Annotated in this window: 16 protein-coding genes; 5 read left to right on the top strand and 11 right to left on the bottom strand. The window is 58.6% G+C overall.

Annotated elements, in window-relative coordinates:
* The first annotated feature begins 268 nt into the window (after positions 1-268).
* A complete protein-coding gene (locus tag FHW37_RS28050; protein ID WP_145642457.1) occupies positions 269-1,735 on the top strand; it encodes a PAS domain-containing sensor histidine kinase in 1,467 nt (488 codons plus the stop codon).
* Position 1,736: 1 nt separating this feature from the next.
* A complete protein-coding gene (locus FHW37_RS28045; RefSeq protein WP_145642455.1) occupies positions 1,737-2,108 on the top strand; it encodes a response regulator in 372 nt (123 codons plus the stop codon).
* A 6-nt stretch (positions 2,109-2,114) separates the two neighbouring features.
* Here FHW37_RS28045 and FHW37_RS28040 read toward each other — a convergent pair whose 3' ends face one another.
* Positions 2,115-3,566: a CHAD domain-containing protein gene (locus FHW37_RS28040; RefSeq protein ID WP_246690958.1), complete on the bottom strand. Its 1,452-nt coding sequence runs from the start codon at positions 3,564-3,566 to the stop codon at positions 2,115-2,117.
* 121 nt (positions 3,567-3,687) lie between these two features.
* Here FHW37_RS28040 and FHW37_RS28035 point away from each other — a divergent pair, with 121 nt between their 5' ends.
* A complete protein-coding gene (locus FHW37_RS28035; RefSeq protein WP_186458441.1) occupies positions 3,688-4,146 on the top strand; it encodes an NUDIX hydrolase in 459 nt (152 codons plus the stop codon).
* 78 nt (positions 4,147-4,224) lie between these two features.
* On the opposite strand, the gene FHW37_RS28030 is transcribed toward FHW37_RS28035, so the two are convergent.
* On the bottom strand, positions 4,225-4,431 hold the full coding sequence (locus FHW37_RS28030) for a hypothetical protein (protein WP_145642451.1): 207 nt from the start codon (positions 4,429-4,431) through the stop codon (positions 4,225-4,227).
* A 95-nt stretch (positions 4,432-4,526) separates the two neighbouring features.
* On the opposite strand from FHW37_RS28030, the gene rpsU reads away from it, so the two are divergent.
* On the top strand, positions 4,527-4,766 hold the full coding sequence (rpsU, locus tag FHW37_RS28025) for a 30S ribosomal protein S21 (protein WP_145642449.1): 240 nt from the start codon (positions 4,527-4,529) through the stop codon (positions 4,764-4,766).
* 100 nt (positions 4,767-4,866) lie between these two features.
* On the opposite strand, the gene FHW37_RS33775 is transcribed toward rpsU, so the two are convergent.
* A complete protein-coding gene (locus FHW37_RS33775; RefSeq protein WP_186458440.1) occupies positions 4,867-5,022 on the bottom strand; it encodes a hypothetical protein in 156 nt (51 codons plus the stop codon).
* Between the two features lie 263 nt (positions 5,023-5,285).
* Here FHW37_RS33775 and FHW37_RS28020 point away from each other — a divergent pair, with 263 nt between their 5' ends.
* Positions 5,286-6,221, top strand: a complete 936-nt coding sequence (locus FHW37_RS28020) for an NADP-dependent oxidoreductase (protein ID WP_246690957.1) — start codon at positions 5,286-5,288, stop codon at positions 6,219-6,221.
* Positions 6,222-6,602: 381 nt separating this feature from the next.
* Here FHW37_RS28020 and FHW37_RS34725 read toward each other — a convergent pair whose 3' ends face one another.
* The 8 genes from FHW37_RS34725 to FHW37_RS27985 all read right to left on the bottom strand — a co-directional run bounded on the left by FHW37_RS34725 (position 6,603) and on the right by FHW37_RS27985 (position 14,783).
* Positions 6,603-6,839, bottom strand: a complete 237-nt coding sequence (locus FHW37_RS34725; RefSeq protein WP_432442908.1) for a hypothetical protein — start codon at positions 6,837-6,839, stop codon at positions 6,603-6,605.
* Between the two features lie 35 nt (positions 6,840-6,874).
* Positions 6,875-8,176 carry an IncP-type conjugal transfer protein TrbI gene (gene trbI / locus FHW37_RS28015; RefSeq protein ID WP_145642445.1) on the bottom strand — a complete coding sequence of 434 codons (1,302 nt, stop codon included), beginning with the start codon at positions 8,174-8,176 and terminating at the stop codon, positions 6,875-6,877.
* Between the two features lie 14 nt (positions 8,177-8,190).
* Positions 8,191-8,640 carry a conjugal transfer protein TrbH gene (trbH, locus tag FHW37_RS28010; protein WP_145642442.1) on the bottom strand — a complete coding sequence of 150 codons (450 nt, stop codon included), beginning with the start codon at positions 8,638-8,640 and terminating at the stop codon, positions 8,191-8,193.
* Between the two features lie 3 nt (positions 8,641-8,643).
* A complete protein-coding gene (gene trbG / locus FHW37_RS28005; RefSeq protein WP_145642440.1) occupies positions 8,644-9,474 on the bottom strand; it encodes a P-type conjugative transfer protein TrbG in 831 nt (276 codons plus the stop codon).
* A 15-nt stretch (positions 9,475-9,489) separates the two neighbouring features.
* Positions 9,490-10,152: a conjugal transfer protein TrbF gene (locus FHW37_RS28000; RefSeq protein WP_145642437.1), complete on the bottom strand. Its 663-nt coding sequence runs from the start codon at positions 10,150-10,152 to the stop codon at positions 9,490-9,492.
* Positions 10,153-10,173: 21 nt separating this feature from the next.
* Positions 10,174-11,355 carry a P-type conjugative transfer protein TrbL gene (gene trbL, locus FHW37_RS27995; RefSeq protein ID WP_145642435.1) on the bottom strand — a complete coding sequence of 394 codons (1,182 nt, stop codon included), beginning with the start codon at positions 11,353-11,355 and terminating at the stop codon, positions 10,174-10,176.
* A 193-nt stretch (positions 11,356-11,548) separates the two neighbouring features.
* Positions 11,549-12,328: a P-type conjugative transfer protein TrbJ gene (gene trbJ, locus FHW37_RS27990; protein WP_432442909.1), complete on the bottom strand. Its 780-nt coding sequence runs from the start codon at positions 12,326-12,328 to the stop codon at positions 11,549-11,551.
* Positions 12,329-12,347: 19 nt separating this feature from the next.
* On the bottom strand, positions 12,348-14,783 hold the full coding sequence (locus FHW37_RS27985) for a conjugal transfer protein TrbE (RefSeq protein WP_145642433.1): 2,436 nt from the start codon (positions 14,781-14,783) through the stop codon (positions 12,348-12,350).
* Positions 14,784-14,790: the final 7 nt, after the last annotated feature.

The following is a 14,790-nucleotide window of genomic DNA, read 5'->3' as shown; positions in this document are numbered from 1 at the left end:
ATACACTCCAGCTTGGGGCAAGAGCGGATGAACTCCCAGCCGTCCGCGCCCTAACAGTCTGCGAACGGTGAGAAAGACATTAGGGCCATGCGACTTTAATGTCTATATTCGCATATTCCCATGCCGAACGGCGCGATAGATTTGAACCGATCGGAAACACCGGCCTGACAATCCTCCCGAATTAACTGCCTACAGCGATCCAACCTTTCCAAATGCCCTGCCCTTCCCATATATCAGCCACGGCTTAACATCAGGATCACAGCCAGCTTTGAACATTCAGTTTCCACCCAGTGGCTGCGCGACGATCTTTGAGGACTTCGATTGGGCGGCGTCTCCGCTCGGACTGCAATCGTCGTGGCCGCCTGAGCTCAAGACACTGACCAGCGTCATGCTCGGCTCGCTGCAGCCGATGCTGATCGTTTGGGGTCCGGAGCAGACCACGCTTTACAATGACGGCTATGCCGCGATGTGCGGCAACCGCCATCCAGCCGCTTTCGGTAAAAGTTTCCAATCCCTTTGGCATGATATTTGGGACCAGGTCGAGCCGATCATCTCGGCGGCCTATGCCGGTCAGGGTACGTCGATGGACGACATCCAGTTCACGATGCACCGCAACGGTTATCCCGAAGAAACCCATTTCGCGTTCTCCTATACGCCGGTACGCGATCCGTGGGGCTCGGTGCTGGGCATGTTCTGCGCCTGCACTGAGACAACATCAGAGGTGCGCGCCCGTCGTGTGCAGGATGACCTCAAGGAACGCTTCATGCAGGTCTTCGAGCTCAGCCAGGGCGGCATCGCCATGCTGACGAGCAAAGATCACGTCTTCGAATACGCCAATGAAGAATATTACGCGATGATCGGCGTTGGGCGTGAGATCATCGGTAAAACGGTCGCAGACGCCGTGCCCGAGGTGATCCGGCAGGGCTTCATCGGAATCCTGGACGGTGTTTTTAAGACCGGTGATCCGTTCATCGCAAAGAACCTGCCGGTCAAGCTGAACCGGGGTCCTGAGGGCGAAGAGCAGAACCGTCTCATCGATCTCGTATACCAGCCGACACGCAGCGCCGAAGGCTGCATCACGGGAATTCTCGTGCAGGCCCGCGATGTCACGGCGCTAAGGGCGGAAGAAAAGCATCGCGAGCTGCTCGCCTACGAGCTCGGCCACCGACTGAAAAACCAGCTCGCCATGGTCCAGGCAATCGCCTCGCAGACATTACGATATGCACCCGACATGCAGACCGCGCGCACGAACCTCAGCGATCGGATTGCGGTTCTAAGCCGATCGCACGATGCGATCATCGAAGGGGGAACCGGTCATTCAAGGGTCGGCGATCTCGTCGGCCAGATGACCGCCATTCATGACAATCCCGACCGTCCGCGCATTCTCGTGGCCGGCCCGAATATGACCGTAGGGTCTCGACCGGCCCTTTCGCTATCGCTGATCCTGCATGAATTGGCCACCAACGCCGTAAAATACGGTGCGCTTTCCAGTCCGGACGGCCGCGTTACGTTGACCTGGCGCGTCGGCGGCCCATACCGCGATCGCTTCAAGCTCGAGTGGAAAGAAACCGGCGGGCCACCTGTGTCGAAACCCGAAAAAGAAGGGACAGGCAGTCGCTTGATCAGAGCCGGCCTCAACGGCACAGCGGATTGTCAGTTGTCGATCGACTACGAAGCCGACGGCCTGAGATTTTCGATTTCGGCCGATCTTGCCGGTTTCCAGAAGGAGCACTGATATGGCCTTATCAACAAAGGGACCACTTCTGGTCGTCGAAGATGATGGTCTGATCCGGATGGATCTCGCCGATACCCTGCAAGACGCCGGCTACGCGGTGCTGGAAGCGGCCAATGCCGACGAGGCCTGGGCGATCCTGCTTGAAGCGGATGTCTCAGCGCTCATCACCGATATCGACATGCCGGGCTCGATGGATGGACTGGAACTGGCGCGCCGGGTTGGTGACCGCTGGCCTGATTGCCGGATCATCGTTATTTCCGGACGATACAATCCAGATGCTACGACACTTCCCGTGGATGCCACCTTCCTGATCAAACCGGTGGGTGAGACCGAGCTCTTCAAAGCCCTGGAAGCTCACGGTCTGACGGTCTGACGACCGTCAGCGCCAGAAGCGCTTTGCGTCCAGGACATCATCCAGCGCGGTTTGAGCTTGGTCGATCAGGGAGCGCTTGTCGGCGTGCAGGATCAGTTTTTCCGCATCCGGCAGATTGGTGAGCCCGTGCTTGTCCAAAACGGATGGGCCAGTAGCCAGATCGTTCAGCAGGCCGAGCTCGTCCTGCAACGCCTCCATGGCCTTCACGAAACGCTTGTATCGGCGCGCGCTTTGTTTATCGGCGTAAAGCGATCGAAAGAATTCTGCCGCGTAGCGGAGTTTTTTGGCATCCTTGCGAACTTCATGGCGATGCTCATCATCAATGCCGGCGAGATCGCGCCCATGTTTTTTCAGCTTCTTTCTGGCCCGGTCCAACACCTTTGCCGAAAACTCGGCCGCCGGGCATTCCCGGACATCGCGAGTTGCCGGATTTTTGCGATAGTTCCCGCAATGAACCCATTCGTTGAAATCGAGCATCAGGGCTCTTGCCCGCGCACTATCCAGCGCCGCCACGACCTCCTCATATGCAATCACACGGCTTTCCGCCAGGCGATCTCTAAGTTTCCCGGCTTTGGCCTTCGGCAGCAGCACGTCGATATTGCGTGCCTCGCCCAAGACCCCGGCCAGCCAGCGGAATTCACCCGATAGCCGCTTTGCCTCTTCATCGTGCAGCATCGGCTTGAAGAGGGTGATGGCCGAGCGCAGGCGCCGCAGTGCGACCCGTGCCTGGTGGAGCGATTCTGGATTGCGCCGGGCGTGGAGGATCGTTTCGTTCAACCGGAACTGCCGGAAACAGGCACTTGCAATCTCGACGAATGCGGCGGCGGCAGACGAACCTCTGTCCAGCTCGATCGGCTCTGCTTTCACCACGGTGCGGGAGGTATCCAGCAATCGAAACCCACGTTCCGCCTTTGCCAGGACACCGAACCTGACTGGCACAACCGCCTCGATCTTGCGCGCCAGGACAAAAAGATCCTCCGGCTTTCCGTCCTTGAGCTCCAGCTCAAGTTCGACAAAGGGCGTTTTTCGATCGATCGCCTCGGCGGCGCCTTCATCCAGAGCGAGCTCGATCTGCGACCCGTTCTCCTCGACCGCCCAGACACGCCGGTGGTTGATGACCTCGAATTTGGCCTCAAGCCGGGCGAGCTCATCACCGAATTCGTTGGCAAGAGGACTGGTATGTTCGATGGCCGGCTGGTCTTGCGTGACGTGCGTCTCCCATTCGTTGCGAGCAAATATGGAAGCTGAAGCCCCCGTCGCCTTGACGGTCTGGACCCGGGTCTCACCGACACGTCGGATGCGTAGTGTGAACCCGGTGGCATACAGCGCGTTATCATCAGTGTCGAAATAGGTCGAATGCTGCTCGATCGTCTCGGTCGGCTCGCCAAGAACATTTGATGCAAGCAGGCGGTCGAGATCACCCGGATCGATTTCGAGTTTCAGTTCGACTTCGGCCAAGACTGCACTCCGTAAATGTTTATCCACGCGCATGAACGCACATCGTCCCGATATAGTTCATCTTCCTGTAATGGCTATGACGGTAGCAACGCGCCCGGAAGTGATCGACATGGACAGGAAAATGCGACGCAATATCAAGGGACGAGATCTGCAGCCGGGTGGGGCGCCCGTCATCGACCAGGCAGGCGCTCTCTGTCTTCGGCTGTCGGCCACAGGTGAGCGGCAAGTTCTTCTGGTCGGCAGCAGACGCAACGGCAGATGGGGATTGCCAAAAGGCCATATCGATCCAGGTGAGACATCCCATAGCGCCGCCGCCCGTGAAGCCTTTGAGGAGGCTGGCATACGCGGCGAGATATCCGACGCCATCCTCGGCTCGTTTCTCTATTCCAAGGACAGCAGCGCCAACCGGTATAGGGTCATCGTGCATCTGGTCACCGTGAAATCCATCGAAGACGCCTATCCCGAGCACGGACTTCGCCCTCGCGCCTGGTTCACGGTCGCTGAGGCAGCTGAGGCTGCCGGCCACGAAGGCCTGCGAGATTTCCTCCGTGGACTTCCTGGTGAAATCCGCGGGATGTGAGCAATCTGGAGACGAACATCGCGCTCCAGGACTTGCCGGCCGAGAAGCGCACTCCTGCGATCCTGTCGAACCTCTGATTTAGACCAGATTGATAATGGCGAAAGCATAAATGGTCGAGACCTTCGCAAGACGCTCGCCCACAAGCTCAGCACCATACCACGCGAACAGCTCAACCTTGTGATCGAAGCAGCACTGGACGATATCGCGCGTCTTGAGCGGGAAATCGAAATCCGCATTTTGGCCATTCGCTTCGTCCCATAGGGACGATTTCAGCAGGCTTGGCAAAATTCTCCGCGAGCATCGTCGAGCCGTATTGCCAATGCACAGAAGATGAGGCAATGGCTTGCGGCAAACGCCTTTCCACGTCTTGAGGGATAACCGTGCAGATACTTGTCCGCGACAACAATGTCGATCAGGCGCTTCGCGTTCTCAAAAAGAAGCTGCAGCGAGAAGGCGTGCTTCGCGAGATGCGCCAGCGAGAGTATTACGAGAAACCCTCCGTCAAACGAGCGCGTGAAAAGGCGGAAGGTGTGCGCCGCGCGCGTAAGCTCGCCAAGAAAAAGCTCGACCGTGAAATGGGTATCGTCGCCGTCAAAACACGCCCCGCCCGGGCGAAATAAGCGACCGTTGATCGGTGCGGAGGCCACGGGAGGTGGCGGAGACCCGTCTGCGCCCTAACGATCTGCATCAGACGAGATCCGCCCCGCGGACTACGAGCGGCTATTTTAAAACGCTGAAGCTGTGATCGTCGTGAAGGGCAATCGATCCTTCATATTCCAGCGCGTGAAGAGCGTGGAGAAGCTCGTTCTTCGAAAACTTCGCCGTCATCGGCGCGTTGGCGATGGTGCGGAACTTGATCTGCGACGGTGGCCTCACCCGAAGCCTCTTCAGCATCTCGGATATAGCGTTCATAGCCTCGATATTGATTTTCACAGTTTCGGGGCCCTAGGTCACTAGGCTCTATGAGCGTTGCAGGGTCTTTTCCAGCTGCAACGCCTTGGGCCCTACCTTTGATCCGTATCAGTTTCGTGACATTCGCACCGGCAAGTAGCCGAGGCAGCCGACGGACCGCATTCGTCTGAAACAATCCCCGCTCCAATGTGTTGAATAAACTCTACCAACAGATCATGGAGTTTATGATGCCATCGATGAGAGCGGTCAGAATTCACGAGTTCGGTTCGGAAAACGTATTGCGACTCGAAAGGGTCGAACGACCAGAGCCCGGCGGCCATGAGGTGCTGATCAAGGTGATGGCTGCGAGCGTCAACCCCGTCGACTGGAAAACCCGCAAAGGGGAATATGCCATGGTCGGCGAGGATGACCTGCCACTGACGCTCGGCCGTGATCTCGCGGGCGAAGTCGCCGCTGTCGGAAATCGGGTGTCAGAGTTCAAGGTCGGCGACAGAATTTTCGCGATGCTCGATGCCAAGCACGGTGGGTACGAAGAATTCGCGTCCATCCCCGTATCCCAGCTTGTTGGTATGCCCGCCGGTTTGAGCTTCGACGAGGCTGCGGCCGTTCCGCTCGCCGGCATGACCGCATGGCAGGGGCTGTTTCAGAATGGAAATCTCAAGGCCGGCCAGCGCGTTCTGATCCATGGCGGCGGCGGCGGCGTCGGCCACTTTGCCATTCAGTTCGCCAAGGCGAAGGGTGCATGGGTGGCGACCACGGTTTCGCCCGCAGATGCGAGCCTTGCCAAGGAGCTCGGCGCCGACCAAGTCATCGACTATCATTCGGAACGGTTTGAGGAGGTCATTGACCCGGTTGATCTCGTCCTTGATCTCATCGGCGGCGAGACACAGGATCGGTCTTTCGCCATTCTGAAGGAGGGCGGTGTTATCGTTTCGACGCTTGGAGAGCCGGACAAGGCGGCGGCAGAGCGGTCGAAGGTTCGTGCAGTTGGCTTCATGGTCAATCCGAACGCAAGGCAGCTCGCCGAAATCGGTGAGCTTATCGATCAGGGCAAGGTCAACGTCGTTCTTCACAAAGTCTTTCCGCTGGAAGACGCGGCCGCAGCACAGCGTGCACTGGAGCAAGAGCATGTTCAGGGCAAGATCGTGCTCAGGGTCGCGTAACTTTCGCCGTAAATTCGGTGTTGTTGGGACTGGCGGCCTAACTTTCCCGTAAAGGCCCGCGCGCCGGCTCGGTGATGATCGTCCTGATGGGAAAGTCCAAACCAGAAAACGTCCCACTGCTCTGGAAAATCGTGTACCGGCACCGTCCTCAACTTGCGCGGGCCGATATATCGTCCCCTAGTTTCACGCGCTGCCGCTCTTCCGTAAAAAGCACATAGGGGGCGGGTCGAAAGCCCTTGTAGGCTGTTCCTGGAAGCCGCGTCGAGCGTCTACGCTCCCCCACCACGGACTCGACTGGGGCGGACTGAACAATTTTTCAGGCGGGGAAGGGTCCCCTATCGGATCCTGCGCCCTAGTTCCGTGAGACGTCTTAGATCAGCTTCATCGAGCGCTCGTCGGTAGGTCTCGCTCGCGTATTGCATCCTCGGTCCGTGTGGTGAATACAGCCGGGCTTTCTGTTCTTGAGTGCTGACCGCAATGCTGCCAAGCAAGCGGCGTATCCAGGCGTTTTGACAGGCCATAGCCGACGATTTTCCGGCCGCAAGCATCGAGAATGACGACGAGATAGCAAAAGCCGACTGCGATGCGGATGTATGTGAAGTCAGCCAACCAGAGCATATTGGGCCGAGCCGGGATCACATTGCGATAGCGGTTTAATCAGCATAGGAACCGGGAAAGATCACGTCCTGGTCGACCAGAACATTAAAGCGGTAACCCGGCCTGATCCTGATCGTCGGCTGAACACTGAGGTTTTTCGAGATGGTCTGTTCCGCCACCCGCCCGAAACCTTCGGCAAAGTTTCGCCGCGCGGCATCGGAGGCAGTATCTTGTGTGGCGAGCGTCGAACTTTCCGGCAGTGACATGTCGATCCCCGTGCCGATCAGCGCCACAAGCGCCGCCGATCCAAATGTGCGAAGATAGTGATTGTCGATCTTGTCGTTAAAGCCGCCATATCCCTCAGAGTCCGTGCCGGCCATGCCGCCGATCTGCAAGGTTGCTCCATTAGGAAAGATGATATCGGTCCATATGACGAGTGCGCGGTTCTGGCCGAACGACACCTTGCTGTCGTAACGACCGAGCAATTTCGCTCCCTGTGGAACCAGAATGAAATGGCCTGTCGCGCTGTCATAGACGTTCTGGCTGATCTGCGCAGTGATGCGCCCCGGTAGGTCGGAATTGATGCCGGTGATCAGCGTTGCGGGAATGACTGATCCGCGTTTCAGCTCAAAGCGTGATTGCAACGGAACGACACGGCCAGGCAGATAACCGAGTTCCTTGATATCAGCGTTGAAGAAGTCTTCCTTGGATGTCTGGCCGTTCTGATCGATCTGGCCTCCAGTCCCGGCCTTCAGGGCTTCGGAATAAAGATCCTGTGCATTCCGGTACTCGGCGGCATTCGTTGGAGTTTGCGTTTCGGAGTGATGCCCTTCGGCATTTGCGGAGACATTTCCGGTCTCGACCTTCAGGGGGGAGTCGAAAGCCGCTCCCTTTGCTTGAAGGCTTGCCATCCGCTGCCGCTGTTGCTCCCGAAAAATCTGCTCGCGCTGTTCGCGAAGCATTCGGGCATTCCAGTCCTCGTCCGTTTCCAGCCGTGGCTTGCGTTGATCGGCCGGCTGAAGCTTCGTCGGGCTTTCTACCGGGCGAACGGTGGCCGGCGGCTGAGATACCGGGCTCGGCTGAAACACCGGCTGCGGTACCGCCTCATCACCGATAATGCCATCCTTGATGCCCCGTTTGAGCTGATCGGCGAAAGTTGAGGCCGGTATGCCCCCACCGGCTTCGTTTGTGGACGGCTTTCCATACCGAAAGCCGCGCGAAGACAGTCCGTAGACAAGCACGGCAAGGAACAGGAGCAGGATCCCGAGCCCGAAAAAAAGCGGCACCCGATTGAGCCGTTTCATCCCTTTCCTGTCGATCGATTGATCAGGTGTACCGAGCTGCAGCGACTGAACCATGATCACCTTGCCTGTCAGTTTTTCATCAAGGAAAGCGGGCTTGCCGGCGTCGCTATGCCCTTGCTGATCGAATAAGCCCGGCCGAGCTGCATCCTGTCTGTTGAAAGCCGGGCAAGAACCTGTCCGTCGGCCGCCAGGATCGAATAGTCCATCCGGATGGGCTTATGCGCTTCTTTCATTTTTGCGCCTGCTTCACCATTGTCACCGATGACGGCATAACCCCAACCTTTGAGTGCTGCTTCCAGCGCGACAGAAAAATCGGACATGTCTCGATTTAAGCGGATCGGGACGCCTGTCGCTCCGGCCTGTTCGGCGTACCGTCCGGCCAGATCGCCGGCGATCGCGCTCGCTGCTGGCCCGCTGACGTCTGCGGGCGCTTCATTTATGGTCAGCCCATCTTCAGCGTTCTGGCATCCGGCAAGGCTCAAGCAAAGAACAATCAGAAGGAAACGACGCGACGTCATCGATCATCCTCCCCGCCGGATGGTAATCGTCTGCTGTTTCCAGCCGACGCCGGAAACCAGGATCGCCTTGTCGATATTGTAGTCGACGATCATGACGTTGTTTTTCAAGCGGTAATTGACGATCCGGTTCTGCCCTGCCGAAACGACGAACAGAACCGGCGCATCCCCTCCCGACAGGGTGCGGGGAAATTGGATATAGGTCTTTTGCCCGTCGCTATAAACTCGTCTAGGCCGCCACGGCGCGCTTCCGCTCAGCGAATAGGAAAAGGCAAGCTGCTCGGGTGGAACGCCACCGGCAGGCGCGGTCATCGTCTGGATGCGAGCATTGATATCGGAGAGCTTCGTTCCGGTGTCCTCGGGATAATCGAAACCGACACGGGCCATATATTGCGACGGATGCGATTTTAGCTGGATATGGTAGGTTCGGCGCGAGGTCGTGACGACCATCGACGTCACGAGGCCCGGTTCGGATGGCTTGACGATCAGATGAATGGCCTGGCCACTGGCCGCGCCCGATGTCGCAGGCTCTACTTTCCAGCGCACCGTATCACCGACCAGCACATCGCGGACGATCTCACCACCCTGCAGCTCGATATCACAGACCTGCAGGGGAGAGCAGACGACCGAAGGCTGCGTCTCGCCGAACAGGAATACGACCTTTCCGTCAGGGCCGCGTGTGACGAGGCCCGTTCCACCCCGCCATTTACCGGAAAGGCTGGTGCCCTTTGCCTCGTTGCCGGTCAGGCTCTGTGCGGCAGTCGACCATGTGCTGCCCACCGTCACGGCAAAACCCATGAGGCACCCGAGCGTTGCACGTCTGTATCTTGGCTCCATCGCAGATCCCTGCCCTTAAAGTTGCGCGGTCCAGTCGAAATCCGTCACATAGAGACCGATCGGATTGAGCCGGATTGTTGCTTCGTCCTGTGGTGATGTGATCGAGACGGTCGCGATCCCGCGAAAGCGGCGGGTTGCAATCTCCTTGCCCTTGCGATCGCGCTCAAATTCCGTCCAGTCGGCCTGGTAGCTCTGGCTCGATAATGCGACGATGTTGTTCACCTCGATCGCGACCGTCGCATTGACGGCCTTCTCGAAAGGCGAATTTGTGCGAAACCAGGCATTGACCTTCTGCGTCGACGGATCGCTCGCCCGCAAAAGCGCGTAGGTGCGATCGATATATTGTTTCTGGACAACGGCATCCGGCGTGATGCTGCGAAACGACGAGACGAAGTTTCCAAGTGTGGCTCGCACGACGCGCGCGTCTGCATACTCGATCTGTTGTGGAATGCCGGCAGAAACCGTGTTGCCGAGCCTGTCGACCTCGACGATATAAGGGACGAGCTTGACCTGCGTGCTGAGATAAAGCGCGTAACCAAATCCGATCACGGCCATTGCAAGACTGAGGAGGCCCGTCATTCTCCATGCGGACGCGGACTTGATATAGGAACCGTAACGTTCGGACCATTCCTGCCTCGCGGCCAGATACGGGTTTTCCGATGGGCGATGTCGTGTCATGTTCATGATCCTGTGCTTGTGTCAGGGTGCATAGGGACTCTGGGGCATTGTTCCGGGCGACGATGACCTGCCCCTCGCCTGGTCGAGCTTGGCATTGGCAAGGCCAAGAAGAGTGCCGGCATAGGCGCCGGGCGCTCCGATCGCCTTTTCCCGAGCCGCCGATCCGACAGCACTCGCGCCGGAACCGAAGCTCGCGCCCATGCCTTGCAGCAGTGACCCGGCCACGGACGCGCCGCCGGCCCGTGCCGTCTGTGTCGCCGCAAAACCTGCACCAACAGCGCCGGCCCCGAGGAATGCCGCGCCGGCGGCGAAGGACGCTGCCTGACCGCCATGGCGGATTGTCTCCATCCCACCTGAAACGGAAGCACCTTGCACCACGCCCTGGATGATGTTCGGGACGTACATCGCAATGATGAAGATGACGACTGAGATGCCCGCAATTGCGAGCGTCGAGATGAACTGGTCACTACTCGCCATCGGCGCCTGCGCGAGGCCGAGCAGAACGTTGGAGCCGATTCTCGCGATCATGACGAGCGCCATAAGCTTCATCCCTACCCCGAACGCATAGACGAGATAGCGGATCGCGAAATCCTTGGTGAACGAAGAGCCGCCAAGCCCGAGCATGATCATGCCAGCCAGCAGTCCGACATACATCTCGACCATGACCGAGACGAAAATCGCAGCGACCAGGGAAAAGCAGATGACAACGACACCCATTGCAAGGACCGCTGCGATTGCCAGGGCATTGTCCTCGAAGAGCCCGAACTTCGCCTGCTCGGACATTTGCGAGGCGACGCGGATACCGGCATCGAACACTTCTGCTGGCGAAGCCGATCCGCCCTCGGCTCCGATCTGAAACAGGCTGTCGACAATGGCCTTGGCAAAAGTGGGGCCCTGCGTCAGGGCGAAGGCGAAGAAGCCGATGAACATGATCCGGCGCACGAGTTCGGCAAACCAGCTTTCGAGCGATGCGGCCTGAATGGCAAGCCACACCGCCGCGATGCCGACCTCGATCCCTGCAAGGATCCAGAACAGTGATCTTGCCGCATTCATCACGGTATTTTCCCATCCCTTGGCGGCGCTCGAGACCTGGTTTTCCAGTTCGGTCAACACCTGGCCTTCGAGGGCAAGGGCCGGCCCTGCCATGGCGAGAAATCCCGCGCCGGCGAGAAAAAGGGCTGTCTTGCGGTTTATTGTCACCATCTCGGTCGCAGCTCCTCATCTTTTGTGATCGCCGGCATCTGTCCGGCGGTCGCGATCCCGCCTTCCTGCGCACGCGGCTGCACTTGGTGACCCGGTATTGAATTCCGGCGCCTGCCGCCCGCGAGCCTGGCAGCACGTGTTCCCGCAATGCCAGCGACCGCCATGCCAAGCGCAAAGATCCACAAGACGCGGATCACCAGCGCGGCTCCATCTTCTGGCCGGCCGGAACAGGCTGGGTATCCGCATTGAAGAAGGTTTCGCGGCGTGCCTGGGCGAGATCCTTTTGTGTCTGCTCGCTCTGTAACCAGGTTCCGATCAGTGTCGCCTGTTGTGATACGATGCCGCGCAGTTTCTGGATTTGCGCCACCTGCTGGGCCGCTATCTCGTGACCGACCTGCAGGGCTTTCATCTGGCCGTCGGCGGTTTGTGACATCGACCGGAGCTGGCTCATCGTGTCCTCTTCACTATCGAATTGCTCGGCGACGAGACTTGCGGCACGAAGTGTTCCGGCAATCGTGTCGCGGTTCGTGTCCGACCAGGATTGATAGGCTGACGAGAAGCTGGCGGCATTCGGAAGGCTGGTTTTCAGGTCTGAATAGCTCTTGAAGCGTTGCTTCAGGAGATCGTCAGCATTCCCCATCGAAAAGGCGATGCCCTGCCCCTGGTTGATGATGGTGCGTAGGCGATCGAGATCGGCCTCGACCTCACCCCAGATGTGTTTCGGAAGCCGTGCCGTGTTCTGCAGCATGTTCTGATAGATCTTCAGTTGGTTTTCAATCTGCTCCGCAAGCTGGGTGATCTGGGTGATCTGGTTGTTGATCTGCTCGCCGGATTGGCCGACCAGGGAAATGAGTTCACCATTGTTGAGGATCTGGGTCATCTCGGTCGCCCCTGTCAGGGCGCCAGAGGCAAGACCGGGCCCGGCCGAGGCGGTAAGTCCGATTAAAACAACTGCAGCGATCACCTTTCGCATTCTGACTGCGCGGATTGTTTTACGCATAATGGCCAACCCCTCTTTCTTGGAGCCATTGAACTGCCCAGTTCGCACCATAGATCGAAAAGAGCGCCCGGATGCGCGCAAGGTCCGCCTTTCCAGAGGCGCCGACGAAGGAGAGCGTGAGCGGTCCAAGCGACATATCGAAAAGCCGCCGTCCGTCGGGCGATGTCACATAATATTCGCGTTTCGGGACGGCATTGGCGACGATCTCGATCTGACGTTCGTTAAAGCCGATCCGCTCGTAGAACTCGCGCGTGCCGGTTTCACGGGCTGCGCCATTCGGCAGGCAGATCTTGGTCGGGCAAGATTCCTGCAGCACGTCGATTATACCAGAGCGTTCGGCATCGGAGATTGATTGTGTCGCCAGCACCACGGCGCAATTTGCCTTCCGCAGCACTTTCAGCCATTCACGGATCTTGTCGCGAAAAACCGGATGTCCGAGCATAAGCCAGGCTTCATCGAGAATGATGAGCGCAGGCGATCCGTCAAGCCGCTTCTCGATCCGGCGAAACAGATAGGTGAGCACCGGCACGAGATTACGCTCGCCCATGTTCATCAATTGCTCGATCTCGAAGCACTGGAAGCGTCCGAGTGTCAGCCCGTCTTCTTCCGCGTCGAGGAGCTGTCCCATCGGACCATCGACCGTATAGTGGTAAAGGGCATCCTTGATCTCACGCATCTGGACGCCGCTGACGAAGTCGGACAAGGAGCGGCCAGGGGCCGATGCCATCAGCCCGATTTGCTTCGAGACCGCGTTTCTATGATCGGGCGTGATCGTGACGCCCTGCATCGCAACGAGCGTCTCTATCCAGCTGCAGGCAAAGGCCCGGTCAGTGTCGCTGAACAGGTCCGACAGCGGGCAAAATGCAAGCTGCGGCCCCTCCCGGCTTGCCGCGCCGATCTCATAGTGGTCGCCGCCGACGCCGAGCGTCAGCGGCAGCATCGAATTTCCCTTGTCGAAGACAAACACCCGCGCATTTTCGTAGCGGCAGAACTGTGCCGCGATCAGCCCCAGCAATGTGGACTTTCCAGAACCGGTCGGACCGAAGATCAGCGTATGCCCGACATCGTCGACATGCAGGTTGAGGCGAAAAGGCGTTGAGCCCGACGCCACCTGCATAAGCGGCGGCGCGTCCTGGGCGAAGAACGGACACGGGGCAATCGGGCTTCCCGACCAGACGGAATTGAGCGGAACGAGGTCGGCGAGATTGCGTGTGTTGATCAGCGGTTCACGGACATTGCAATACCAGTTTCCCGGAAGGCTGCCGAGGAAGGCTTCAGTTGCATTGAGCGTCTCGATGCGTGCCCCGAAACCTTCCGCTTGTATGAGGCGGCGAACTGCTTCCGCCTTATCCTGCAGTACGCTGAGGCTTTTCTCGAAGAGCACGATCACAGGCGTGTAATAGCCATAGGCGACCAGCTGCGACGCGGCGGCAGCAATCGCGTCCTCGGTTTCAGCAACCATCACCATTGCATCCCGGTCAATGGAGCGGGACTGCGTCTGAAACAGCTGGTCAATGAAGGGGCGCACCTTCTGCTGCCATTTTTTGCGGGTTCGCTCCAGGCGCTGCCTGGCCTCTTCGGTATCGAGGAAGATGAAGCGCGAGGACCAGCGATAGGTCAGAGGCATCAGGTTCAGACTGTTGAGGATCCCGGGCCAGCTTTCGCCTGGGAGGCCATCGATGGCGATGACGCCGAGATGCCGATCCTCGACCCGCGGCGTCAGTCCATGCTCCAGTTCGGCTGTTGCCAACCAGTCTAGATACATCGGAATTTCCGGCAGCCGGACAGGGTGATTTTCGCCCGTGATGGCAAACCGGATGAACTGGAAAAGCTCATCGTAACGCGCAAGTCGATTGCCGCCCCGGTCGGGCACCTCGCGGGTCCGCATGCGCTGCAGGGACACGATATTAGCCAGATATTGCTCGATCTCGCGGATCGAGCGACGAAACCCGTCGAGTGTCACATCCGCATATTTCGCCGAGCGGCTTTCCGCATCCGCAAAGATGTAGCGGGCGAGGCCCGACCGCCGCCGTTCCGGTGGCCGATAGGTTAGAATGAGCGCATGCCGGCTCTCGAAATGACCTTTCTCCTGTGCGAAGTGCCGTCGACGTTCATCGTCGATCAGACGGGTCACGGCATCAGGAAAATGACTGCGTTCAGACGCCGGGTATTCCGTCGTCGGCACGCGCACAGCCTCGACCTGGATCATCCAGCCTGTGCCGAGGCGTGAAAGGACCATGTTGATCTGCCGCGACAGTTCGTTGCGTTCGAGATCTGTGGCGCTTTCAGTGTCAGGACCTGCAAAATACCATCCGGCCATCAGACTTCCGTCTTTCAGGAGAAGGATGCCGTTGTCGACCAGGCCAGCATAGGGCACGAGGTCTGCAAAGGACGGACCGGTCGATCGAAATGTGCGAAGGGCAACCATCGGCAAT

Source organism: Neorhizobium alkalisoli (genome assembly GCF_007829835.1).
Classification (GTDB): Bacteria; Pseudomonadota; Alphaproteobacteria; order Rhizobiales; family Rhizobiaceae; genus Neorhizobium.
This window is presented reverse-complemented; position numbering and strand designations above follow the sequence as displayed.